Genomic DNA, 24,507 nt, shown 5'->3' on the forward strand with positions numbered 1-24,507 from the left:
TTCACACCTTGGCCACGAGTGGGCGACCCAGCAGGCCTTGTGGGCGGAAGATAAGGATCAGCACCAGCAGCGAGAAGCTGAACACGTCCTTGTAGTCGGAGTTGATCAGGCCGGAGAACAGCGACTCGGAAATCCCCAGGATGATCCCGCCGAGCATGGCGCCTGGCAGCGAGCCGATGCCGCCGAGCACGGCGGCGGTGAACGCCTTGATGCCGATGATGAAGCCGGCGTAGAAGTCGAAGGTGCCGTAGTTCATGGTGATCAGCACGCCGGCCAGCGCGGCCATCACCGCACCGATGACGAACACGTAGGAAATCACCCGGTCGGTGTTGATGCCGAGGATCGAGGCCATCTTGCGGTCTTGCTGGGTGGCGCGGCACATGCGCCCGAGCTTGGTGTACTTGATCACGTAGGTGAGCAGGGCCATGCCGACGAAGGCCGCCACCAGGATGAAGATCTTAGTGTAGGTCAGCTGCACGAAGCCGGTGCCGACCTCGACGCGCACGACGCCTTCGAGCAGGGTCGGCACGCCTTGCTGGCGGGCGCCCTGGCTGATCTGTGCGTAGTTCTGCAGGATCAGCGAGATGCCGATGGCGCTGATCAGCGGTGCCAGGCGGGTGGAGTTGCGCAGGGGTTTGTAGGCGATGCGCTCGATGGTGAAGCCATAGACGCCGGTGACGACCACGGTGAACAACAGCGTGCCGAGCATCAGCAGCGGGAAGGATTCGATACCGAAGTAGGCCAGCAATGCCAGGCTGATCGCCGCGAGGTAAGCGGAGATCATGTACACCTCGCCGTGCGCGAAGTTGATCATGCCGATGATGCCATAGACCATTGTGTAGCCGATGGCGATCAGGCCATAGACCGACCCGAGGGTCAGGCCGTTGACCAGTTGCTGCAGGAAAATACCATCCATAACGCAATCTCACCTGATGGAGATTGCACGAGCGCCGACCACGGCGGGCCTCGGACAAAGCGGCCCTCGCAGCGCAGAACTGTGCAGATCTACGGATAAAGACAGGTACCGCGGGGCGTGGGCCCGGGCGCATGCGCCCCCGGGCCGGCGGCCATTGTTATTGTTGTTTTTCCAGCTGGTGGTACTTGCCTTGGGCATCCCACTGGTAGACCACGTAGTCGGAGACTTTCAGGTCGCCCTTGCCGTCCCACTCCTTCTTGCCCATCACGGTTTCGACCGGATTGGCCTTGAGCCACTTGGCGGCGTCTTCGCCCTTGTTCGACTTGGCGCCGTTGAAGCCGGCCGCCAGTGCCTGGATCGAGGCGTAGGCATACAGGGTGTAGCCTTCCGGTTCGGTGCCGGCCTTGCGGAACTCCTCGACCACCGCCTTGCTTTCCGGCAGCAGGCGCGGGTCGGCGCCAAAGGTCATGTACACGCCATCGACGAACTTGGCGCCGCCGGCAGTGTTGACCAGTTCGTCGGTGACGATGCCGTCGTCGGACATGAACTTGACATCCTTCAGGCCTTGCTCGCGCAGCTGGCGCACCAGCGGGCCGGCTTCCGGGTGCAGGCCGCCGAAGTAGACGACATCGGCGCCGGCGGCGCGGATCTTGGTGACCAGGGCGCTGAAGTCCTTCTCGCCGCGGGTCAGGCCTTCGTACAGCACCGGCGTCACACCGCGCTTGGTCAGCTGCGCCTTGGTAGCGTCCGCCAGGCCCTGGCCGTAGGTGTCCTTGTCGTGGATCACCGCAACCTTCTTGCCCTTGAGCACGTCGACGATGTAGTTGCCGGCGACGATGCCCTGCTGGTCGTCCCGGCCGCACATGCGGAACATGGCGTTCAGGCCACGCTCGGTGACCTGCGGGTTGGTGGAGCCGGGGGTGATGGCGATCACGCCGGCTTCGTCGTACACCTCGGAGGCGGGGATGGTGTTGGAAGAGCAGAAGTGGCCGACCACGCCGATCACCTTGTCCTGGTCGACCAGGCGGTTGGCCACGGCCACGGCCTGCTTCGGCTCGCAGGCGTCATCGCCTTTCACCAGCTGGATCTTTTCGCCGTTGATGCCGCCGGCGGCGTTGATCTTGTCGGCCGCTGCCTGCGCACCTTTCATGTACTGCTCGCCAAACGCTGCGTTGGCCCCGGTCATGGGGCCCGCGACGCCGATCTTGACGTCGGCCTGAACATACGAAGAAACACCCAGAGCCGTGGCGATGGCCAAGGCGAGGAAACCTTTCTTGTAAAACGTCTGCGACATGAGGTGGTGCTCCTAGAGTTTTTTTGGTTGGCACTACAACTTCTCAGCCCTGTGCTCAGAGCAAGGGCCGTGCCATGGATTTTGTCTTCCGGGAAAACACACTGTGCCGATGGCCATGGGGCGACCGACGGCCTTCTCTTTATTGAGCGTGCAACCGTCTGCCACGCGGCAGGCGCTACCACTCGTACAGACAAGGAGCAACCATCGAGTGCCATCATTGCAACCCTGGCAAGTGTTTACGTGCAACCGCCCTGTAACAGTGGACGTCACCGAACTGCACACCGCTGGTGCGCGACTGCTACAGGCGGCACTGTTTGAAGGCTAGCCGCTGCACGAAAAAACACCCGATTTGGCTATTGCACGGCCTCTGTGGGAGCGGGCTTGCCCGCGAAGAGGCCGGCCCAGGCACAACAAAACCCAAAAGACTGGCACAATGTCCGCCATTCGCCGCTTCTGGAGCCCCTTTTGATGAGCGAGAGCGCATTCGCCGAGCGCATCGTGCACAACCTGCTCGACACCGACTTCTACAAGCTCACCATGATGCAGGCGGTGCTGCACAACTACCCGGACGCCGACGTGGAATGGGAATTCCGCTGCCGCAACGGCGAGGACCTGCGCCCCTACCTCGGCGAGATCCGCCACCAGCTCGAGCTGCTCAGCGACCTCACCCTCGATGATGGCCAGCTGGCCTTTCTCGAACGCATCAGCTTCCTCAAGCCCGACTTCCTGCGCTTCCTGCGCCTGTTCCGCTTCAACCTGCGCTACGTGCGCATCGGCATCGACAACGACCAGCTGTTCCTGCGCCTCAAGGGCCCATGGCTGCACGTGATCCTGTTCGAAGTGCCGTTGCTGGCGATCATCAGCGAAGTGCGCAACCGCCACCTGCACCCGCGCATGCGCCTGGCCGAGGCCACCGACCAGCTGCGCCGCAAGTTCGACTGGCTGCGCGCCCACGCCAGCGACGATGAACTGGCTGACCTGCAGGTGGCCGACTTCGGTACCCGCCGGCGTTTTTCAAGCCGCGTGCAGGCCGAGGTGGTGCAGGTGCTGCGCGACGAATTCCCGGGCCGGTTCGTCGGCACCAGCAACGTCGACCTGGCCTGGAAACTGGATATCAAGCCCCTGGGCACCATGGCCCACGAGTGGATCATGGCTCACCAGCAACTCGGCCCGCGGCTGATCGACAGCCAGATCGCCGCCCTGGACTGCTGGGTCCGCGAGTACCGCGGGCTGCTTGGCATCGCCCTGACCGACTGCATCACCATGGATGCCTTCCTCGGCGATTTCGACCTGTACTTCGCCAAGCTGTTCGACGGCCTGCGGCATGACTCGGGCGAGCCGGTGGCCTGGGCAGAAAAGGCCATCGCCCATTACCAGCAGCTGGGCATCGACCCGATGACCAAGACCCTGGTGTTCTCCGATGGCCTGAACCTGACCCGCTCGCTGGAAATCTTCCGTGCCCTGCGCGGGCGCATCAACGTCAGTTTCGGCATCGGCACCAACCTCACCTGCGACATCCCCGGTGTGGCGCCGATGAACATCGTGCTTAAAATGACCGACTGCAACGGCTCGCCAGTGGCAAAGATCTCCGACGAAGCCGCCAAGACCCAGTGCCGCGACGAGAACTTCGTCGCCTACATGCGTCACGTATTCAAAGTCCCCAGCAAGGAGTAACCCATGCAAGCGGTTCAGCAAGAGATTGCCCAGGCGCTGAAGGTCCAGCCGCCGTTCGCCGACGCCGCTGCGCTCGAGGCCGAAGTCGCCCGCCGCGTGGCGTTCATCAAGGATTGCCTGGCCAACGCCCGGCTCAAGACCCTGGTGCTGGGCATCAGCGGCGGCGTCGACTCGCTGACCGCCGCCCTGCTCGCCCAGCGCGCCGTCAAAGAACTGCGCGCCGAAACCGGGGACACCGCCTACACCTTCATCGCCGTGCGCCTGCCGTACCAGGTGCAGCATGACGAACACGATGCCCAGGCCTGCCTGGAGGTGATCAAGGCCGACGAAGTGCACACCGTCGACATCGCCCCGGCCGTGCGCGCACTGGCGGCTGAAGTGGTGGAGCTGAAGAACGGCTCGCCGACCTTGGTGGACTTCGTGGTCGGCAACGTCAAGGCGCGCACGCGCATGGTCGCCCAGTACACCATCGCCGGCGCTCGCGCGGGCCTGGTGATCGGTACCGACCATGCTGCCGAGGCAGTGATGGGCTTCTTTACCAAGTTCGGTGATGGGGCCTGCGACCTGGCGCCGCTGAGCGGGCTGGTGAAGAACCAGGTGCGGGCGATCGCGCGCAGCTTCGGTGCGCCGGAATCGCTGGTGGAAAAGGTGCCGACCGCGGACCTCGAAGACCTGGAGCCGGGCAAGCCGGACGAGGCGTCCCACGGCGTGACCTACCAGCAGATCGATGCCTTCCTGCATGGGCTGCCGGTGGACCAGGCCGCGTTCGACATCATCGTCGCCACCTACCGCAAGACCCAGCACAAGCGCGAACTGCCGTTCGCCCCTTGATCAGGCTGTAGAAAGACCTGTGGGAGCGGGTTCACCCGCGAATGCTGTGGTGAATCCACTATTGCATTCGCGGGTAAACCCGCTCCCACAGGGTTCGGCGTCAGGCTTTGATTACTTGACGACGACCTTGCCCTTCATCATCGAGATGTGGCCCGGGAAGGTGCAGAAGAAGCTGTAGTCACCACCGGCTTCCAGCTTGGAAGTGTCGAACTTCACTTCGGTTTCCTTCTCCGGCGCGCCGATCATCTTGGTGTGGGCGATGATGTTGGCGTTGTCGGCCTTGATGTAGTCCTTCTCCAGGCCCTGGCTCATGCCTTCGGTGGCGATGCCCTGCATGTCGGCAGTCTTGGCGATCACCAGGTTATGGCCCATGACATTCTTCGGCAGGCTGCCGGAGTGGGTCAGTTTGACGGTGAATTCCTTGCAGCTCTTGTCGACGGTGAATTCCTTGCTGGTGTAGGACATCTGGTCGGTCGAGTCGACCGTCACCGAGCATTCGGCTGCAAAGACAGAGGCACTGGCGAGGGTCAGCAGGGATACCGCTACAGCTTTCGCAAACATCATGAATCTCCTTGGCAGGGTTTTATCAATTGCGAGACTGCCTGAAACCGCTTGGCCCCCCGCTGATATGGGTCAAGGGGGCGTCAAGTGGCCAGCCAGTAGAATTGTTCAATGGATTGTATACAACCAATCTAAGAGCACATCATGCCCTTTTAAGAGACGATGGGACAACCTCTTCATTCAGGAGCAACCGAAATGTCCCTCTCAAGTTTCATGAACAGCCTGCTCGCCGCCTACGCCCACGGTGCCACTGGCGCCAGCTGCGAATTCGCCCGCCCGGAGTGAAACCGGCCTTTGAGCCATCGGACACTTCGCTTTACCCTGTCAGCCATATGACTGGAGAAGCACGATGTCCGTACGTTCCGTTTGTGTGTTCTGTGGCGCCAGCGTCGGCGCCAACCCCGCTTACCGCGAAGCCGCCGTCGCCCTTGGCCAGGCCATTGCCCGCCGCGGCCTGACGCTGGTCTATGGCGGTGGCGCGGTCGGCCTGATGGGCACCGTCGCCGACGCGGCCATGGCCGCCGGTGGCGAAGTGATCGGGATCATCCCGCAAAGCCTGATGAATGCAGAAATCGGCCACAAGGGCCTGAGCCGCCTGGAAGTGGTCGACGGCATGCACGCACGCAAGGCGCGCATGGCCGAGCTGAGCGACGCCTTCATCGCCCTGCCGGGTGGCCTGGGCACGCTGGAGGAATTGTTCGAGGTGTGGACCTGGGGGCAACTGGGTTATCACGCCAAGCCGCTGGGGCTGCTCGATGTGAATGGCTTCTACGAGAAGCTGGGCGGGTTCCTCGACCATATCGTCGAAGAAGGCTTCGTGCGGCCGCAGCACCGGGCCATGTTGCTGCTGGCGCAGCAGGCCGATGAACTGCTGGACGGGATGGAGCGCTTCGAGTCGCCGGTGTTGCCCAAGTGGGTCGACAAGAAGCCTGATTGAAGGCAGAGATACAGGGACCGCTTTGCGGTCCTTTCGCGACACAAGGCCGCTCCTACAAGGAAATGCGATCACCTGTAGGAGCGGCCTTGTGTCGCGAAGGGGCTGCAAAGCAGCCCCAGATCAATCAGTCAGCGCGGGATGACTGGCTGGCGCGGCTTCTTGCCCTTGCCGCCACCACCCTTGGCCGCTTCCTTGCGCTCCTTGGCCGCCTGCTGGTTGCGGGCGAACGCATCGGCCTTGGCCTTCTCGCGCTTGTCCCACGGCTTGCTGCCATCGCTGGCGCGCGGCGGCAGGCCGGTGTGCTGGGTGAGGATCTTCTGCTCCTTGGCCACCTTGTGGCTACCGGCCGGCGTCGAGTTCTTGCGACGCGCGCTCTGGTAGCTGTCGGTCTGCGGCTGGTGCAGCGGGATCAGCTGGTGCTTGCCCGGCCCGATCAGGTCGGCACGGCCCATGCGCTGCAGCGCCTCACGCAGCATCGGCCAGCCCTTCGGGTCGTGGTAGCGCAGGAACGCCTTGTGCAGGCGGCGCTGCTCCTCGCTCTTGACGATCTCCACCCCTTCGCTCTTGTAGGTGACCTTGCGCAGCGGGTTCTTGCCCGAGTGGTACATGGCCGTGGCCGAGGCCATCGGCGAGGGGTAGAACGCCTGCACCTGGTCGGCGCGGAAGCCGTTGCCCTTGAGCCACAGGGCCAGGTTCATCATGTCTTCGTCGGTGGTGCCCGGGTGCGCGGCGATGAAGTACGGGATCAGGTACTGCTCCTTGCCCGCCTCCTTCGAGAACTTCTCGAACATGCGCTTGAAGCGGTCGTAGGTGCCGATGCCCGGCTTCATCATCTTGTCCAGCGGGCCACGCTCGGTGTGCTCCGGGGCAATCTTCAGGTAGCCGCCGACATGGTGGGTCACCAGTTCCTTGACGTACTCCGGCGACTCCACCGCCAGGTCGTAGCGCAGGCCCGAGGCGATCAGGATCTTCTTCACACCCGGCAGGGCACGGGCCTTGCGGTACAGTTCGATGAGCGAGCTGTGATCGGTGTTGAGGTTCTCGCAGATCCCCGGGAACACGCACGACGGCTTGCGGCAGTGCTTCTCGATGTCGTGGCTCTTGCAGGCGATGCGATACATGTTGGCGGTCGGGCCGCCGAGGTCGGAGACCACGCCGGTGAAGCCCGGTACCTTGTCACGCATCTCTTCGATTTCGTGCAGGATCGACTCGTGGGAGCGGTTCTGGATGATGCGGCCTTCGTGCTCGGTGATCGAGCAGAAGGTACAGCCACCGAAACAGCCACGCATGATGTTGACCGAGAAGCGGATCATCTCGTATGCCGGAATGCGCTCCTTGCCGTAGGCAGGGTGCGGAATACGTGCGTAGGGCATGCCGAACACATAGTCCATTTCCTCGGTGGTCATGGGAATGGGTGGCGGGTTGAACCACACATCCACTTCGCCGTGCTTCTGCACCAGCGCGCGGGCGTTGCCCGGGTTGGTTTCCAGGTGCAGCACGCGGTTGGCGTGGGCGTAGAGCACCGGGTCGTTACGCACTTTTTCGAACGATGGCAGGCGGATCACCGACTTTTCCCGGGTCACGCTCGGGCTGTCGAGGATCTGCACCACCTTGGCTTCGTTCGGGTCTTCCTGCTCGCCCTTGGCCTGCTCGATGGCGCAGGCCTGGGTGTCCTGGGTGTTCACGTAGGGGTTGATGATCTTGTCCACCCGGCCCGGGCGGTCGATGCGGGTGGAGTCGATCTCGAACCAGCCTTGCGGGGTGTCACGGCGCACGAATGCGGTGCCGCGCACGTCGGTGATCTGCTCGATGTTTTCGCCCTGGGACAGGCGCTGGGCCACTTCGACAATGGCCCGCTCGGCGTTGCCGTACAGCAGGATGTCGGCGCTGGCGTCGATCAGGATCGAATGGCGGACCTTGTCCTGCCAGTAGTCGTAGTGGGCGATACGGCGCAGCGAAGCCTCGATGCCGCCGAGCACGATAGGCACGTGCTTGTAGGCTTCCTTGCAGCGCTGGCTGTAGACCAGGCTGGCGCGGTCCGGGCGCTTGCCCGCCAGGCCACCCGGGGTATAGGCATCGTCGGAACGGATCTTCTTGTCCGCGGTATAGCGGTTGATCATCGAGTCCATGTTGCCAGCCGCGACGCCGAAGAACAGGTTCGGCTCGCCGAGCTTCATGAAGTCGTCCTTGGACTGCCAGTTCGGCTGGGCGATGATGCCGACGCGGAAGCCCTGGGCTTCCAGCAGGCGGCCGATGATGGCCATGCCGAACGACGCGTGGTCGACATAGGCATCCCCAGTCACGATGATGATGTCGCAGGAATCCCAGCCGAGCTGATCCATCTCCTCCCTGCTCATCGGCAGGAACGGTGCCGGCCCGAAGCATTCGGCCCAGTACTTGGGATAGTCGTAGAGTGGTTTGGCTGCTTGCATGTCAGTGACCGGTTCTGGTGTGCAGGGAAATCGCGGGCGCGGAATATAGCACAAATTTTGACCAAATCCGACGATGGTTGTCGGATTCATGATGATCGACGAAAGAAAACGCTACCCCTGTGGGAGCGGGTTTACCTGCGAACACGGGCGAAGCCCGTGCCATCCATCGCCTTGGCTTCTTCGCGGGTAAACCCGCTCCCACAGGGGCCGCACCAGCAGTGATTGCGCTGGCCTTATTCGTCGTCGTCGAAGTTGTACATGCCCGGCGCGAGGTTCTCGAAGCGGGTGTACTTGCCGATGAACGCCAGGCGCACGAAGCCGATGGGGCCGTTACGCTGCTTGCCGATGATGATTTCCGCCACGCCCTTGTGCTCGGTCTCGGGGTGGTACACCTCGTCGCGGTAGACGAACATGATGACGTCGGCGTCCTGCTCGATTGCACCGGATTCACGCAAGTCGGAGTTCACCGGGCGCTTGTTCGGCCGCTGTTCCAGGGAGCGGTTCAGCTGCGACAGGGCAATTACCGGGCAGTTGAATTCCTTGGCCAGGGCCTTGAGGGAACGGGAGATCTCGGAAATCTCGTTGGTCCGGTTGTCACCGGCCGAACCTGGGATCTGCATCAGCTGCAGGTAGTCGACCATGATCATGCCGATTTCACCGTGCTCGCGCGCCAGGCGGCGGGTACGCGCACGCATCTCCGAGGGGCTGATGCCGGCGGTGTCGTCGATGAATAGCTTGCGGTCGTTGAGCAGGTTCACCGCCGAGGTCAGGCGCGGCCAGTCGTCGTCGTCGAGCTGGCCGGAGCGCACCTTGGTCTGGTCGATGCGGCCCAGGGACGAGAGCATACGCATGATCAGCGATTCGCCTGGCATCTCGAGGGAGAACACCAGCACGGCCTTTTCGCTGCGCAGCACGGCGTTTTCCACCAGGTTCATGGCGAAGGTGGTCTTGCCCATCGACGGACGGCCAGCAACGATGATCAGGTCGGCGGCCTGCAGGCCGCTGGTCTTCTCGTCGAGGTCGGTGTAGCCGGTCGAGATACCGGTGATGTCGCTGTCGGAGTTGAACAGCGTGTCGATGCGGTCGATGGCCATGGTCAACAGCTCGTTGACCCCCACCGGGCCACCGGTCTTGGGCCGCGCCTCGGCGATCTGGAAGATCTGCCGCTCGGCATCGTCGAGAATTTCTGCGGCGCCACGCCCTTGCGGGTTGAACGCGTTGTCGGCGATGTCGGTACTGATGCTGATCAACTGGCGCAACGTGGCCCGCTCGCGAATGATCGCGGCGTAGGCCTTGATGTTGGCCACCGACGGGGTGTTCTTGGCCAGTTCGGCCAGGTACGCCAGGCCGCCGACCTGGGAGGAAACGCCTTCCTTGTCCAGTTGCTCGTGCAGGGTGACGACGTCGAACGGCTGGTTGGCGTCGGCCAGCTTGTGCACGGCACGGAAGATCAGGCGGTGGTCATGCCGATAGAAGTCGCCATCCGACACCTGGTCCAGCACCCGCTCCCAGGCGTTGTTGTCCAGCATCAGGCCACCGAGCACGGCCTGTTCGGCCTCGATGGAATGCGGCGGCACCTTGAGGGCAGCGGTTTGCAGGTCGAGCTGTTCGGAGTTGGTGATCTCGTTCATGGCCACGAAAGAATTCTGGAGGATGAAAAAGACAAAGGGCACGGCCTGAATGAACAGGACCGTGCCCGATGTTAACCGGCTGGCCCGCGAGGGGCTAGCCAGTCAGCGCAGCTTAGGCAGCTACGACGACCACACGTACGGTGGCTTCAACGTCGCTGTGCAGGTGCACGGCTACGTCGTATTCGCCAACCTGACGGATGGTGCCGTTCGGCAGACGCACTTCAGCCTTGGCCACTTCAACGCCGGAGGCGGTCAGGGCGTCAGCGATGTCGTGGGTGCCGATCGAACCGAACAGCTTGCCTTCGTCGCCAGCGGTGGCAGTGATGGTCACTTCCAGCTCGGCCAGTTGGGCAGCGCGGCTTTCAGCCGACGATTTACGGTCAGCTGCTGCTTTTTCCAGCTCGGCGCGACGCTCTTCGAACGCAGCCAGGTTGGCGGCGTTGGCAACGGTGGCCTTGCCGAATGGCAGCAGGAAGTTACGGCCGTAACCAGCCTTAACTTTAACTTTGTCGCCCAGGTTGCCCAGGTTAGCGACTTTTTCCAGCAGGATCAGTTCCATTTGGTAAAACCTCTTAACTTTTAACCTTCACCGTTCGCGGAGTCATTCCCCGGAGGGGACTTGCGACCGCGAAAATCAATCAGGCTGTCGACAATGGCCAGGACCATCAGCAACGGGTAGATCAGCTGCATGATCAGCGGCAACGTCACGTACATGCCCACCAGCCAGAAACCGGCTAGCCGCCCCTGTGCCACAAGGCCGTGCATCAAGGCGATGCCAGCCAGCACCAGAACCAGGCTCGAGGCCGATGCCAGGATGATGAACTGCGACCCGATGAACGGGGCCACCACCATCACTGCCACCAAGACCGCCGTGGTCTGTTTTGGCAGCTTCAGCGCGCGAAACTCGCGGCCGAAACCTCCAGGGTTGTACAACGCTGCCTGCCAATAACGCGCCAGCACCAAGGCCAGCACGCTGAACAATTGCACCGTCACTGCTGTGGAAGCGACCAGCACGGGGCGGATCAGCTCACCGGAGAGCACCGGCTGACCATCGACTTGCGGCATGGCTTCGGCAAACGCCTTGGCCAGCACATCGAAGGTCTGCGCCAGGGCCATGTCGAGCACGAGGCTGAAAACCACGGCAAACATGGCACTGGCGACCAGCACACGGCTCCAGGGATGCTCGGCGCGCAACAGCGCGGCCAGGCCCAGGGCACCGGCAATCACCATGAAGGTGATCGGATCGCCCATGAACCACACGGCCAGCCCGGCCAGCAGGCCGCCGGCGATGACCGTTGAAGCATCCTTGAACCCACGCCGCAGCAGCACGAGGCTGCCGGCAGCGGCACTCAACCAGAACAGCAGCGGCAGTACCGCGCTGATGACCACCACCAGGGTGGCCTGCACACGACCGCGCATGATGAAACTTGCTAACGCTCGCATGCCAATCCCTTACTGCTTGTCGACGACCCGGTCTCAGCGGCCGTGGCTGTCGGTGTAGGGCAGCAGGGCCAGGAAGCGGGCGCGCTTGATAGCGGTAGCCAGCTGACGCTGATAACGAGCTTTGGTACCGGTGATACGGCTTGGAACGATCTTGCCGGTTTCGGATACGTAAGCTTTCAGGGTGTTGAGATCTTTGAAGTCGATCTCTTTCACGTCTTCAGCAGTGAAGCGGCAGAATTTACGACGACGGAAGAAACGTGCCATTTAATAGGCTCCTCTAAAGGTCCGTGGATTACTCGTCAGCGTTATCGCTGGAGTCGCTGTCATTGCTGTCGTCGCCATCGGCGGATTCAGCATGCTCAGGACGCTCACGACGCTCACGGCGCTCGCTGCGGTTTTCTTCAGCCTTCAGCATCTCGGACTGGCCGGTTACGGCTTCGTCGCGACGGATGACGAGGTTACGGATAACGGCATCGTTGTAGCGGAAGTTGTCTTCCAGCTCGGCCAGGGCCTTGCCGGTGCACTCAACGTTCAGCATCACGTAGTGAGCCTTGTGAACATTGTTGATTGCGTAGGCCAGTTGACGACGGCCCCAGTCTTCCAGGCGGTGGATCTTGCCGCCATCTTCTTCGATCAGCTTGGTGTAACGCTCAACCATGCCGCCGACTTGCTCGCTCTGGTCCGGGTGAACCAGGAAGATGATTTCGTAATGACGCATGAATGCTCCTTACGGGTTAGTAGTCTGCCAGCGAATCTGGTCAGACAAGGAGTGAATGACACTGTATGTCTTGCACGGAGGGGAGGCACATGTGCGCCTGCCAGCTCGGCAAGGGGCGCAATTGTAGAGAAGGCGGGGCGCACAAGCAAGGAGAGTGGTGATTATTTGAACAGCCTGAAACATATTCACCACCTGAGCCGGCCTCTTCGCGGGTAAACCCGCTCCCACAGTTACTGCACAGGACCTGAACCCGGTGCGATCCCTGTGGGAGCGGGCTTGCCCGCGAAAGGGCCGGAACAGGCTTACGCGATCAGCGCTTGGCCTGACGCTGACGCACGGCCTCGAACAGGCAGACGCCCGTTGCGACCGACACGTTCAGGCTGCTCACACTACCGCTCATCGGCAACTTCACGAGGAAGTCGCAATGCTCGCGGGTCAACCGGCGCATGCCCTTGCCTTCGGCGCCCATGATCATCACCAGCGGCCCGGTCAGGTCCTGCTGGTAGATCTCCTGCTCCGCCTCGCCTGCGGTGCCGACCACCCACAGGCCACGCTGCTGGAGTTTCTCCAGGGTGCGCGCCAGGTTGGTCACGGCCACCAGCGGAATCACCTCCGCCGCACCGCAGGCCACCTTGCGCACCACCGGCGTCAGGGTCGCCGACTTGTCCTTGGGCACGATCACCGCCGTGGCACCGGCGGCATCGGCGGTACGCAGGCAAGCACCCAGGTTGTGCGGATCGGTGACACCATCGAGGACCAGGATCAGCGGCGGCGTTTCCGTGCGCTCGAGCAATTCCTCGAGCATCAGTTCGCCCCACACCTGGCTCGGGCTCACCTCGGCAACCACGCCCTGGTGCACGCCCTCGACCCAGGCATCCATCTCACGACGCTCGGCCTGGCCGACCTGGACACGGTTTTCCGCAGCCAGAGCCAGCAGCGCCTGAAGGCGCGGCTCGCTGCGCCCTTCCGACAGCCAGATCTGCTTGACCCGCTTCGGATGGTGCTGCAGCAGTGCCTGCACGGCATGCACGCCGTAGATCTTTTCCAGCTGACTCATGACTTGCTCTTGCTCTTGCGTGGCGCGCCGGACTTCGGCGGGCCTTTACGGTGCTTGGTCGGCTTGCCGGACGACGACTTGCCACCCTTGTCCGACTTGCTGCTGGCGTGGCCGCCGGTGCGCGCCTCGCTCATCAGCGCCTTTTTCATCTCGCGGCTTTTACGCACTTCGGCGTTGCGCTGCACGGCGTCCTTGGGGAAGTACGCCTCGGAGGCCTCGCTCTTGCGGCTGCGCGGCTTCGGCGTGGCCTTGGCCTCGACCGCTGGCGGCTGCTCGGCCTTTTCCACGGCTTGCGAAGCACCACGGCCTTGGCCTTTACGCCCGATCGGCGCCTTGAGCTGCTGCTCGGAGACTTCGAAGTCGATCTTGCGTTCGTCGAGATCGACGCGCATGACCTTCACTTCGATGGTGTCGCCCAGGCGGAAGCTGCGGCCGGTGCGCTCGCCGGACAGGCGGTGGTGCACCGGGTCGAAGTGGTAGTAGTCGCCCGGCAGCGCACTGACGTGCACCAGGCCTTCCACGTAGATGTCGGTCAGCTCGACGAACAGGCCAAAACCGGTCACCGCGGTGATCACGCCCGGGAAGGTCTCACCCACGCGGTCTTTCATGAACTCGCACTTGAGCCAGTTGACCACGTCACGGGTGGCCTCGTCGGCACGGCGCTCGGTCATCGAGCACTGCTCGCCAAGCTGCTCGAGGGCATTGACGTCGTAGGGGTAGATACGCGCCTTGGGAATGCTCATGGCGCCGGCGCGCTTGACGTGCGGGGTATCGACCTTGGAACGGATGATGCTGCGGATGGCGCGGTGCACCAGCAGGTCCGGGTAACGGCGGATCGGCGAGGTGAAGTGGGTGTACGCCTCGTAGTTCAGGCCGAAGTGGCCGTTGTTGTCGGTGCTGTACACCGCCTGGCTCAGGGAGCGCAGCATCACGGTCTGGATCAGGTGGAAGTCCGGGCGCCCGGCAATGCTCGCCAGCAGCGCCTGGTAGTCCTTCGGCGAAGGATCCTTGCCCTTGTGCAGGCTCAGGCCCAGCTCGCCGAGGAAGGCGCGCAGTTTTTCCAGGCGCTCCGGCGGCGGGCCGTCGTGCACACGGTACAGTGCCGGCACTTCGTGCTTCTGCAGGAACGCAGCGGTGGCGACGTTGGCCGCCAGCATGCACTCCTCGATCAGCTTGTGGGCGTCATTGCGCACGGTCGGGCGGATTTCCGCGATCTTGCGCTGGTCGCCGAAGATGATGCGGGTTTCCTGGGTCTCGAAGTCGATGGCGCCACGGGTGTGACGCGCTTCGATCAGCACCTTGTACAGGTTGTACAGGTTCTTCAGGTCCGGCACGACCTCCTTGTACTCCTCGCGCAGCGCCTTGCCCTCACGGGTGCGCGAATGCTCGAGCATGCTGCTGACCTTGTTGTAGGTCAGGCGGGCATGGGAGTGAATGACGCCTTCGTAGAACTGGTAGTCGACCATCTGGCCGGCCTTGTTCATGGTCATTTCGCAGACCATCGCCAGGCGATCGACGTGCGGGTTCAGCGAGCACAGGCCGTTGGACAGCTCCTCGGGAAGCATCGGCACCACGCGCTCGGGGAAGTACACCGAGTTGCCGCGCTGCTGGGCCTCGACGTCCAGGGCCGAGCCCAGGCGCACGTAGCTGGACACGTCGGCGATCGCCACGTACAGGCGCCAGCCGCCGGAGAACAGGCGCAGCTTGCCCAGTGGTTCGCAATAGACGGCGTCGTCGAAGTCGCGGGCGTCCTCGCCGTCGATGGTGACGAACGGCAGGTGGCGCAGGTCGACGCGCTTCTCCTTGTCCTTCTCCTCGACTTCGGAGCGGAACTTGCGCGCTTCCTTGATCACGTCCTGGGGCCAGACGTGGGGGATGTCGTAGCTGCGCAGGGCAACGTCGATTTCCATGCCCGGGGCCATGTAGTTGCCGATCACCTCGACCACGTCACCCTGCGGCTGGAAGCGCGGGGTCGGCCAGTGGGTGATCTTGATCTCGACGAACTGGCCGATCTTGGCACCGCCGTTACGCCCGGCGGTCACCAGCACTTCCTGCTGGATCTTCGGGTTGTCCGGGGTCACGTAGCCGATGCCGCCTTCTTCGAAGTAGCGGCCGACCACGCTTTCGTGGGCGCGGGAGATGATTTCGACCAGCACGCCTTCGCGGCGGCCACGGCGATCGACACCGGACACGCGGGCCAGGCCGCGGTCGCCGTCGAAGGCCAGGCGCATCTGCGACGGGCTGAGGAACAGGTCGTCGCTGCCGTCATCGGGAATCAGGAAGCCGAAACCGTCGCGGTGGCCGGAGACACGACCGCAGATCAGGTCCAGCTTGTCTACCGGGGCATAGGTGCCGCGCCGGGTATAGATGAGCTGGCCGTCACGCTCCATGGCACGCAGGCGGCGGCGCAGGGCTTCGATCTGGTCTTCCTCGTGAAGACCGAACTCGGCCGCCAGCTCCTCGCGCGCGGCCGGTTCGCCACGGTCGGCGAGGCGCTGCAGGATCAGCTCACGGCTGGGAATAGGGTTATCGTATTTTTCCGCTTCGCGAGCGGCCTCGGGATCGAGGGATTGCCAATCGGCCATCAGAAGGGGTTCACCTTGGGGTATATAGATAGGAATTCTGGCATGTGCGTATTGAAACCGGAAATGTCGCCCTTGGACAGCCCCCGCTGCTGTGTATAGAGAGAGGGAATAGGCCTGCGGAATCAACAAGTTGAATTTTTTGAAATTTTTTTCGTTCGGGGGGTTTACAGCCTCCCGGACCGCCCGTATAGTGCGCACCACAACGACGGACAACCCCGAAGTTGTAGTAGAGATGAACGACGCTGTAAAGCACTTAGTAATCTCGAATGTGTGCCCAGGTGGCGGAATTGGTAGACGCGCTGGTTTCAGGTATCAGTGACCGCAAGGTCGTGGAAGTTCGAGTCTTCTCCTGGGCACCAAATTTTTCAAGTAACAGATGACCAAGGATCTGTTACTACTGTGTGAAAGCGAACGTTTTTCGCCTTCTGCAGATGATGCAAAGCTTTGCCCAGGTGGCGGAATTGGTAGACGCGCTGGTTTCAGGTATCAGTGACCGCAAGGTCGTGGAAGTTCGAGTCTTCTCCTGGGCACCATACAAAAACCCACTAGCTTGCTAGTGGGTTTTTTCTTGCCTGCGATTTTTGTATCCCCATTATGCAGGCCCGTCCCTTTCGCGGGTAAACCCGCTCCCACAGGAAACCCGGCATCCTCGATGCCTGCGGTAATCCTGTGGGAGCGGGTTTACCCGCGAAAGGGCCAGCAAGACCCACACACCTTCCAGCCTGTTGCACCTTCGTCGCCCCATGAATTTCTCGCCACCCAGCCACTTGAGAAACGATTTCGTTTACCATTGTTTCCGAATATGTAGCCGTAAGCGAGGAAGTACCCGCATGACGATCCGCCCGCAACCGCTGATGCGCACCCTGGCCGCCGCAGTTCTGAGCCTGGTGATCGGCGCTCCGGCCGCCCTGGCAGACGAACCGGTCACGCTGACCATGTACAACGGCCAGCATAAGGAAATCGGCGAAGCCATCGCCAAGGCCTATGAGGCCAAGACCGGTATCCACATCAATATCCGCAAGGGCAGCAGCAACCAGCTGGCCAGCCAGATCATCGAGGAAGGCGACCGCTCGCCGGCCGACATCATCTACACCGAAGAATCCCCGCCGCTGAACAACCTGGGCGAACTGGGCCTGCTGGCGAAGATCGACGATGCCACCCTGAACATGCTGCCCAATGAATACGTGGGCGCCAACGGCACCTGGATGGGCGTGACCGCGCGCACCCGCGTGGTGGTGTTCAACCCGAAGAAGATCGACGAGAAAGACCTGCCGACCACCGTCATGGACTTCGCCGGCCCCGAGTGGGACGGCCGCGTTGGCTACGTGCCGACCAGCGGTGCCTTCCAGGAACAAGCCGTGGCCATCCTCAAGATGCACGGGCGTGAAGCCACCGAAGAATGGCTGACCGGCCTGAAAGCCTTCGGCAAGACCTACACCAACAACATGGTCGCCCTGAAGGCCGTGGAAAAAGGCGAAGTCGCCGCCGTGCTGGTCAACAACTACTACTGGTACGCCCTGGAGCGCGAGCGCGGCAAGCTCGATTCCAAGCTGTACTACCTGGCCGACGGCGACGCCGGCAACCTGGTGACCATCTCCGGTGCCGGCGCGGTCAAGGCCAGCAAGCATCCCAAGGAAGCCCAGGCCCTGCTCAACTGGATGGCCAGCGAAGAAGGCCAGCGCGTGATCACCCAGACCACCGCCGAATACCCACTGCACAAAGGCATGGTCTCCGACCGCGGCCTGAAGCCGTTCGAAGACCTGCGCCCGCCGAAAATTTCGCCGGCCGACCTGGGCAATGCCGAGGAAGCGCTGGAACTTGAACGCGAGATCGGCCTGCTCTGATGACCGCCGCCCTGTCCGAGCCTGCGCCGGTACGTTTCGTGCCGCGCCGCAAGCGCCCCTCGATCTGGGTGCTGCTGCCCGTGCTGTTTTTGGTGGCGATGAGCTTGCTGCCGCTGCTGTATGTCGCCATGAAAGCCTGGGAAGCCGGCTGGCGCGAAGCCCTGCACCTGCTCTGGCGCCCGTTCGTCTGGGGACTGCTGCGCAACACCCTGCTGCTGATGGCCGGGGTGACCCTGGCGTGCATGGTGGCCGGCCTGGCCCTGGCCTGGCTGCTGGAGCGCAGCAACCTGCCCGGCCGCCGGATATGGGGCGTGGTGCTGTGCCTGCCGTTCGCCGTGCCATCGTTCGTCAGCAGCTTCACCTGGGTATCGCTGAGCTCGGACTTCGAAAGCCTGGGCGGGGCGATCATGGTCATGGCGCTGTCCAAGTACCCGCTGGTGTTCCTGCCCGTGGCGGCGACCCTGCGCAACCTCGACACCTCGCTGGAGGAGTCGGCGCGCACCCTGGGCCAGAGCCGCTGGGGGGTGTTCCGCAAGATCACCCTGCCGCTGCTGTGGCCGTCGATGCTCGGCGGCGCGCTGCTGATCGCCCTGCACATGCTGGTCGAGTTCGGCGCCCTGTCGATCCTCGGCCTGCAGACGTTCACCACGGCGATCTACCAGCAGTTCGAGCTGGAATTCAGCAACGCCAACGCCGCCATGCTCTCGGCGGTGCTGCTGGCGCTGTGCCTGGTGATGCTGTGGCTGGAACTGCGCGTGCGCGGCAAGGCCCGCCATGTGCGCATCGGCCAGGGCGTGGCACGCCGCGGCCAGCCGGTGCGCCTGCGCGGCTGGATGCCGGTGGCGCAGCTGTTCTGCCTGGGCCTGGCGATACTCGGCAGCGGCATTCCGCTGGCCATGCTCGGTTACTGGCTGAGCGTAGGGTCGTCGGCAGCCTTCCCGGTGGCGGCGATCGGCAAAGCGCTGCTGACCTCGCTGTCGGTGTCGCTGGGCGGTGCCGGCTTCTGCGTGCTGCTCGCCCTGCCGGTGAGCTTCCTGGTGGTGCGCTACAAAGGCCGCCTGGCGATCTGGGCCGAGCGCCTGCCGTACCTGCTGCACGCCCTGCCCGGCCTGGTGATCGCCCTGACCCTGGTGGTGTTCTCGCTGCACTACGTGCCGGCGCTGTACCAGACCACCGCGCTGCTGCTGCTGGCCTATGCGCTGCTGTTCCTGCCGCTGGCCCAGGCGCCGGTACGCACTGCACTGAACAAGGCCTCGCCAACCCTCGAGGAAGCGGCCCGTACCTTGGGTGCCAGCAGCTTCGCGGCGTTCTGCCGGGTGACCCTGCCGATCATCTTCCCCGCCCTGGCGGCGGCCTTCGCCCTAGTGTTCCTCGACGCCATGAAGGAGCTCACCGCCACCTTGCTGCTCAGCCCGACCGGCATGACCACCCTGGCCACCGAGGTCTGGGCGCACACCGCCAACGTCGAGTTCGCGGCGGCGGCGCCGTATGCGGCACTGCTGATCGTGGTTTCAGGGCTGCCGGTCTATCTGCTCACCACGCGGATGTACCTGAACAAGGCTTGAGTTGCTTCGCATCTGTGGGAGCGCGGGCAAACCCGCCCCCACAGAGATTGCGCAGCCTGTCAGGCCCTGAACTGGCCCAGGCTGGCCCGTAACTGGGCAGCCAGGTCATCCAGCACCTGGCTGCTGGCCGTGGTCTGCATCACCACCTCGGCCGAACGCTCGGCCTGGGCATGGATGTTCTCCACCCGCCCCCTCACCGCCTGGGCGCCATGGGCCTGCTGCTCGGCAGCACGGGTGGCCAGGCCGATGGCCGCATGCACCTGCTCCACCGCCGCCTGCACCGACTGCTGACGACGCTCGTTGTCACGCAGCACCAGCAAGCCTTCACTGGCCTTGAGCCCCGCCTGGCCGATGGTCGCCACCGCTTCCTTGGCGCCCTTCTGCAAGGCCGCGATATGCGCCTGGATATCACCGGTGGAGCTCTGCGTCTTGCTCGCCAGCGCCCGCACCTCATCGGCCACCACGGCGAAGCCCCGCCCGGTTTCCCCCGCCCGCGCCGCTTCGATCGCGGCATTGAGGGCCAGCAGGTTGGTCTGTTCGGCGATGCCATGGATGACCGTCAGCACCACTTCGATCTGCTCGCTCTGCCTGGCCAGCCGCTCGATGACCTGGGAGCCGGTCTCGACCTGACCGGCGAGGCCCTCGATCAGGCTCGCCAGTTGCGTCGAAGAGCGGCTGTTTTCGTCGGTGGCCTGGCGAATATCCACCACCTGCTGCAAGGCAGACTGCATCGCGTGGCTTTCAGCCTGCGCTTCGTCAGCCATGCTCGACAGGTCGCGCAGGCTGGCCGCCACTTCATCGCGCTGCAAGGCCGCGGCAGCGTCGGCGCCGGCATTGCGCCGAGCCATGACACCGATCTCGACGCCGGTGCGCTGAGCGACTTCACCCGCCTCGCGAACGATGGGCTGCAACTTGTCGACGAAGCGGTTGACCGCTGATGCCATGTCGCCGATCTCGTCGCGGCTGTCCAGCTTCACCCGCTTGGTCAGGTCACCTTCGCCGGCGGCCAGGTCGTCGAGCGCGGCAATCAGCAAGCGCAGTTTGCTCAGCACTCGGCGGCCGAGCACCACGGCCACCACCAGCAACACGCCCAGGCCGACCACTACCAGGCCCAGGCCGATGCGCCAGCGCAGCTCGGCAGCGGCATCGCGCACGGTTTGCGCGGTGTTGGCCTGCATGGCGCTGGCACTGGCCTGGGCTGCCCCCAGGCGCTCGCGCAGGGCCTTGCCGCTGTCGGCAGCCGCCGCGCCCAGGCTGTCGCCGACCAACTGCTCACCGCTGGCGATCAATGCGCTGAAGCGCTGGTCGAGGGCCTTGAGCTCTTGCTCGACACCCGCAGTCGAAACGCCCATCAGCACCTTGCCAATCTCGGCGCCATTGGGGTTGATCGACGCCTCGACGTAATACACCGACGGATCACGACGCGCGGCTTCGAGCACCTTGTCCAGCGCCCGCTCGCCCTGCCCTTTGTCGATCAACGCCTGGTTGATCGGGTTCTGGCGGTTCAGGTAGCGGGTCAGGTGCTGACCCTGGGCATCGTCGTAGATCACGAACAGCACGTTGGGATTGCGCTGGGCACGGCGGGCGAAGTCGGAGAGCGTGGGTACGTCGTTGTCCCAGATCGCCCGCGGGGCGACCGAGGCGAGCAGCTCGGCGAGGTCGTTGGCCGAGTCCTTGAGGTTCTTTTCCAGGGTGCTGCGCAGCTGTTGCTGCTCATCCTGAAGACGCGTTGAAAGGCCTGCGCTCAGGCGCTGGCGGGTGCTGCTGGAAAGGCTTTCCAGGCCCCCACGCACGTCCTGCCCGGCCTGCTCCAGTTCAGCGGCGAGCTGACGGCTGTCGTTGCCCAGGCGCTCGCCGAGGTCGGCCTCCAGGGCCGTCACGGTGCTTCGGGTCAGCGCAACGGCAACCAGCACCTGCACCAAAAGGGCGATACCCAAGGCAACAAACACAGGCCGCAACAGGCGGCTTCGTAACAGTGAAAGGATGGCAGACACGGTGTAACCCTCGTGTTTTCTGGCGCCACTATTTTGATGGCAACTACAGAAACTTCTTACAGCAAGGGTTGTGCCGGGGGCAGCAGGGAAATGTGCCAAGGTCTAGCAATGGCTGCCACCCAAGCCGGCCTCTTCGCGGGTGAACCCGCTCCCACAGGGACCGCACAAATTTCAAAGCATGTGTAGTCCCTGTGGGAGCGGGTTTACCCGCGAAAGGGATCGCACAGGCAAACATCAGAAATGAAAACGCCGCGATCCCTTTCAGGACCGCGGCGTCAGATCAGCCTGGAGGGCAGATCAGGCGAACGGATGACGCAGCACGATGGTCTCGTTGCGGTCCGGGCCGGTCGAGATGATATCGATCGGCGCGCCTACCAGCTCCTCGATGCGCTTGATGTAGTTGCGCGCAGCTTGCGGCAGCGCTTCCAGGGTTTTCACGCCCAGGGTCGACTCGCTCCAGCCTGGCATCTCTTCGTACACCGGCTCCAGGCCGATGTAGCTGTCGGCATCGGAAGGCGCGTCGATGACGGCACCGTTCTCGTTCTTGTAGCCAACGCAGATGTTGATGGTTTCCAGGCCGTCCAGCACGTCCAGCTTGGTCAGGCAGATGCCCGAGATGCTGTTGACGTCGATGGCGCGACGCAGGATGACGGCATCGAACCAGCCGCAACGACGGGCACGGCCGGTGGTCGAGCCGAACTCGTGGCCACGCTTGGCCAGGGTGGCGCCAGTCTCGTCGAACAGTTCGGTCGGGAACGGACCGGAACCGACGCGGGTGGTGTAGGCCTTGGTGATACCCAGGATGTAGTCCAGGTACATCGGGCCAACGCCGGAGCCGGTGGAGATGCCGCCGGCGGTGGTGTTGGAGCTGGTGACGTACGGGTAGGTGCCGTGGTCGATGTCCAGCAGCGAGCCCTGGGCGCCTTCGAACATGATGTCCTTGCCGGCGCGACGCAGGTTGTGCAGCTCGGCGGTGACGTCGAGCATCATCGGCTTGAGCTGCTCGGCGTAGGCCATGCACTCGTCCAGGGTCTGCTGGAAGTCGATGGCCGGCTCTTTGTAGTAGTTCACCAGCTGGAAGTTGTGGTAATCCAGCAGCTCACCGAGCTTGGCGGCGAAACGCTCGCGGTGGAACAGGTCGCCGACGCGCAGGCCGCGGCGCGCGACCTTGTCTTCGTAGGCCGGGCCGATGCCGCGGCCGGTGGTGCCGATCTTGGCTTCGCCACGGGCTTTCTCACGGGCCTGGTCGAGGGCCACGTGGTACGACAGGATCAGCGGCGCAGCCGGGGAGATGCGCAGGCGCTCGCGCACCGGTACGCCCTTCTCTTCCAGCTTGGTGATTTCACGCATCAGGGCGTCCGGGGCAACGACCACGCCGTTGCCGATCAGGCACTGTACGCCTTCACGCAGGATGCCGGACGGAATCAGGTGCAGCACGGTCTTTTCACCGTTGATCACCAGGGTGTGGCCCGCGTTGTGGCCACCTTGGTAGCGCACGACGGCGGCAGCATGTTCGGTCAGCAGATCGACGATCTTGCCTTTGCCCTCATCACCCCACTGGGTGCCCAGGACGACGACATTCTTACCCATTACATTGGTCCTCATTCACGCAAACTTGGTTGCCGGCCTTTGCCGACGCAGAAACTCACTGGGCCAGCGGCAGAACCTGCCAGCGCCCGTCTTGCTGAATCAATTGCCGATCACAATCCGCCTCGAGAGCAGCACTCAACGGCTGGCCAGGCAGGGCCTGGACCACACGCTGGCCCTCGTTGCGCAACTGGCAGACCTGCTGCCAGAGGGCCGCGTCGCCACTGTCCGGCATCCAGATGCCGCCCGTTGGCAATACGACCTCCGCTCGCCCCAGTGTGACCAGGGTCTTCAAATCCGTGGAGAATCCGGTGGCCGGGCGAGCCCGGCCGAAGTCGGCGCCGATGTCGTCGTAACGGCCGCCCTGGGCGATGGATTGACCCTCGCCCGGGACGAACACGGCGAACACCACGCCGGTGTGGTAGTTGTAGCCACGCAGCTCGCCGAGGTCGAAATACAGCGGCAGGTCCGGGTAGCGCGACGCCAGGCGATCGGCGATCGCCAACAGGTCGTCCAGTGCCGCCAGCACGCTGGCCGGGGCACGGCCCAGGCGCACGCGGGCTTCGGCCAGCACTTCACGGCCACCGCACAGCTCGACCAGGGCGCGCAGCATGTTGCCCAGGTCCTTCGGCAGGTCGGCGGTCAATGCCTGTACTTCGTCGACCGACTTGCGCTGCAGGGCGTCGAACAGTTGCTGCTCGACCGCGCCGGACAGCCCGGCGGCACGGGCCAGGCCGCGGTAGATACCGACGTGGCCGAGGTCCATGTGCACATCCGGCACATCGGTCAGCTGCAGCGTGGCGAGCATCAGGCTGATGACTTCGACGTCGCTGCTCGGGCTGGCATCGCCGTACAGCTCGGCGCCCAGCTGGATCGGGCTGCGCGAGGTGGACAGGGCACGCGGCTGGGCATGCAGCACGCTGCCGGCGTAGCACAGGCGGCTCGGGCCCTCACGGCGCAGGGTGTGGGCGTCGATGCGCGCCACCTGCGGGGTGAAGTCGGCACGGAAGCCCATCAGGCGGCCCGACTGCGGGTCGACCACCTTGAAGGTGCGCTGATCCAGGTCCTGGCCGGCGCCGGTCAGCAGCGACTCCAGGTACTCGATATGCGGGGTGACGACCAGCTCGTAACCCCAACTCTGGAACAGGTCCAACACCTGGCGACGCGCGATCTCGATACGCGCAGCCTCAGGTGGCAGTACTTCCTCGATGCCATCTGGCAGCAGCCAGCGGTCTACCGTTGCCATTACGCCATTTCCCCTCTGGTCCGGGCGGTTCGCCAGCTGGCGAGCCGTCAGTAAAGCCGGTACCGCGCACAGCAGCGGGCAGCACTGATCCCAGCGCAGCCACCGTACCCGATACCCTCGAATTGCCTTGCGACCTGACCAAGCCGTCAACCGGCGCTTGGCCAATCAACCTTTCAGACGCAAAAAAGCCGG

Annotated in this window: 19 protein-coding genes, 2 tRNA genes and 1 pseudogene; 7 read left to right on the top strand and 15 right to left on the bottom strand. The window is 63.7% G+C overall.

All coding sequences use genetic code 11. The annotated features are described in order from the left end of the window. Window position 1: 1 nt before the first annotated feature. Window positions 2-916 (bottom strand): branched-chain amino acid ABC transporter permease LivH, encoded by a 915-nt coding sequence (locus ACIP21_RS10965; RefSeq protein ID WP_400687280.1) that lies wholly within the window; start codon window positions 914-916, stop codon window positions 2-4. 157 nt (window positions 917-1,073) lie between these two features. Next, window positions 1,074-2,210, bottom strand: coding sequence for a branched-chain amino acid ABC transporter substrate-binding protein (locus ACIP21_RS10970; RefSeq protein ID WP_400687282.1), 1,137 nt, complete (start codon window positions 2,208-2,210; stop codon window positions 1,074-1,076). A 468-nt stretch (window positions 2,211-2,678) separates the two neighbouring features. On the opposite strand from ACIP21_RS10970, the gene pncB reads away from it, so the two are divergent. Together pncB and nadE are read left to right on the top strand one after the other, a co-directional pair. Then, window positions 2,679-3,884 carry a nicotinate phosphoribosyltransferase gene (gene pncB, locus ACIP21_RS10975; protein WP_400687283.1) on the top strand — a complete coding sequence of 402 codons (1,206 nt, stop codon included), beginning with the start codon at window positions 2,679-2,681 and terminating at the stop codon, window positions 3,882-3,884. Window positions 3,885-3,887: 3 nt separating this feature from the next. Next, complete coding sequence (gene nadE / locus ACIP21_RS10980; protein ID WP_400687284.1) at window positions 3,888-4,715, top strand: ammonia-dependent NAD(+) synthetase; 828 nt, start codon at window positions 3,888-3,890, stop codon at window positions 4,713-4,715. A gap of 111 nt (window positions 4,716-4,826) precedes the next feature. On the opposite strand, the gene azu is transcribed toward nadE, so the two are convergent. Continuing rightward, the gene (gene azu, locus ACIP21_RS10985) at window positions 4,827-5,276 is read right to left on the bottom strand and encodes an azurin (protein ID WP_400687286.1); all 450 of its coding nucleotides are present in this window, start codon (window positions 5,274-5,276) and stop codon (window positions 4,827-4,829) included. Window positions 5,277-5,625: 349 nt separating this feature from the next. Here azu and ACIP21_RS10990 point away from each other — a divergent pair, with 349 nt between their 5' ends. Beyond that, window positions 5,626-6,213 carry a TIGR00730 family Rossman fold protein gene (locus ACIP21_RS10990; RefSeq protein ID WP_400687288.1) on the top strand — a complete coding sequence of 196 codons (588 nt, stop codon included), beginning with the start codon at window positions 5,626-5,628 and terminating at the stop codon, window positions 6,211-6,213. A 128-nt stretch (window positions 6,214-6,341) separates the two neighbouring features. On the opposite strand, the gene ACIP21_RS10995 is transcribed toward ACIP21_RS10990, so the two are convergent. From ACIP21_RS10995 to rnr, 8 genes are all read right to left on the bottom strand, one after another. Further along, window positions 6,342-8,645, bottom strand: coding sequence for a YgiQ family radical SAM protein (locus ACIP21_RS10995; protein ID WP_400687290.1), 2,304 nt, complete (start codon window positions 8,643-8,645; stop codon window positions 6,342-6,344). A 233-nt stretch (window positions 8,646-8,878) separates the two neighbouring features. Then, window positions 8,879-10,276, bottom strand: a complete 1,398-nt coding sequence (gene dnaB, locus ACIP21_RS11000) for a replicative DNA helicase (protein ID WP_400687291.1) — start codon at window positions 10,274-10,276, stop codon at window positions 8,879-8,881. Window positions 10,277-10,388: 112 nt separating this feature from the next. Beyond that, a complete protein-coding gene (rplI, locus tag ACIP21_RS11005; protein ID WP_012316464.1) occupies window positions 10,389-10,835 on the bottom strand; it encodes a 50S ribosomal protein L9 in 447 nt (148 codons plus the stop codon). Between the two features lie 20 nt (window positions 10,836-10,855). Continuing rightward, a complete protein-coding gene (locus ACIP21_RS11010) occupies window positions 10,856-11,719 on the bottom strand; it encodes a hypothetical protein (RefSeq protein ID WP_400687292.1) in 864 nt (287 codons plus the stop codon). Between the two features lie 33 nt (window positions 11,720-11,752). Beyond that, complete coding sequence (rpsR, locus tag ACIP21_RS11015) at window positions 11,753-11,983, bottom strand: 30S ribosomal protein S18 (protein ID WP_003249563.1); 231 nt, start codon at window positions 11,981-11,983, stop codon at window positions 11,753-11,755. Between the two features lie 28 nt (window positions 11,984-12,011). Then, complete coding sequence (gene rpsF, locus ACIP21_RS11020) at window positions 12,012-12,437, bottom strand: 30S ribosomal protein S6 (protein ID WP_013974420.1); 426 nt, start codon at window positions 12,435-12,437, stop codon at window positions 12,012-12,014. A gap of 310 nt (window positions 12,438-12,747) precedes the next feature. Next, window positions 12,748-13,494, bottom strand: a complete 747-nt coding sequence (gene rlmB / locus ACIP21_RS11025) for a 23S rRNA (guanosine(2251)-2'-O)-methyltransferase RlmB (protein ID WP_400687293.1) — start codon at window positions 13,492-13,494, stop codon at window positions 12,748-12,750. Continuing rightward, window positions 13,491-16,079: a ribonuclease R gene (gene rnr / locus ACIP21_RS11030; protein ID WP_400687294.1), complete on the bottom strand. Its 2,589-nt coding sequence runs from the start codon at window positions 16,077-16,079 to the stop codon at window positions 13,491-13,493. Before rnr ends, rlmB begins: the two co-directional genes overlap by 4 nt. A gap of 272 nt (window positions 16,080-16,351) precedes the next feature. On the opposite strand from rnr, the gene ACIP21_RS11035 reads away from it, so the two are divergent. The 4 genes from ACIP21_RS11035 to ACIP21_RS11050 all read left to right on the top strand — a co-directional run bounded on the left by ACIP21_RS11035 (window position 16,352) and on the right by ACIP21_RS11050 (window position 19,488). Continuing rightward, window positions 16,352-16,438, top strand: a tRNA-Leu gene (locus tag ACIP21_RS11035). 87 nt (window positions 16,439-16,525) lie between these two features. Further along, window positions 16,526-16,612, top strand: a tRNA-Leu gene (locus ACIP21_RS11040). 297 nt (window positions 16,613-16,909) lie between these two features. Continuing rightward, window positions 16,910-17,923 (top strand): extracellular solute-binding protein, encoded by a 1,014-nt coding sequence (locus tag ACIP21_RS11045; protein ID WP_400687295.1) that lies wholly within the window; start codon window positions 16,910-16,912, stop codon window positions 17,921-17,923. Beyond that, the gene (locus ACIP21_RS11050; RefSeq protein ID WP_400687296.1) at window positions 17,923-19,488 is read left to right on the top strand and encodes an ABC transporter permease; all 1,566 of its coding nucleotides are present in this window, start codon (window positions 17,923-17,925) and stop codon (window positions 19,486-19,488) included. The genes ACIP21_RS11045 and ACIP21_RS11050 overlap by 1 nt, the downstream gene beginning before the upstream one ends. Before the next feature lie 59 nt (window positions 19,489-19,547). Here ACIP21_RS11050 and ACIP21_RS11055 read toward each other — a convergent pair whose 3' ends face one another. The 4 genes and pseudogenes from ACIP21_RS11055 to ACIP21_RS11070 all read right to left on the bottom strand — a co-directional run bounded on the left by ACIP21_RS11055 (window position 19,548) and on the right by ACIP21_RS11070 (window position 24,315). Continuing rightward, window positions 19,548-20,432: a methyl-accepting chemotaxis protein gene (locus tag ACIP21_RS11055; protein WP_400687968.1), complete on the bottom strand. Its 885-nt coding sequence runs from the start codon at window positions 20,430-20,432 to the stop codon at window positions 19,548-19,550. A gap of 21 nt (window positions 20,433-20,453) precedes the next feature. Next, window positions 20,454-20,840 (bottom strand): annotated as a pseudogene (locus ACIP21_RS11060) (methyl-accepting chemotaxis protein); the annotation flags it as partial. Between the two features lie 939 nt (window positions 20,841-21,779). Beyond that, entirely contained in the window at window positions 21,780-23,072 is a 1,293-nt protein-coding gene (locus ACIP21_RS11065) for an adenylosuccinate synthase (RefSeq protein ID WP_400656632.1), read from the bottom strand. A 55-nt stretch (window positions 23,073-23,127) separates the two neighbouring features. Further along, window positions 23,128-24,315 carry an ATP phosphoribosyltransferase regulatory subunit gene (locus ACIP21_RS11070; RefSeq protein ID WP_152958513.1) on the bottom strand — a complete coding sequence of 396 codons (1,188 nt, stop codon included), beginning with the start codon at window positions 24,313-24,315 and terminating at the stop codon, window positions 23,128-23,130. Window positions 24,316-24,507: the final 192 nt, after the last annotated feature.

The sequence above is a fragment of the Pseudomonas sp. NPDC089401 genome (genome assembly GCF_044749485.1).
Lineage (GTDB): Bacteria > Pseudomonadota > Gammaproteobacteria > Pseudomonadales > Pseudomonadaceae > Aquipseudomonas.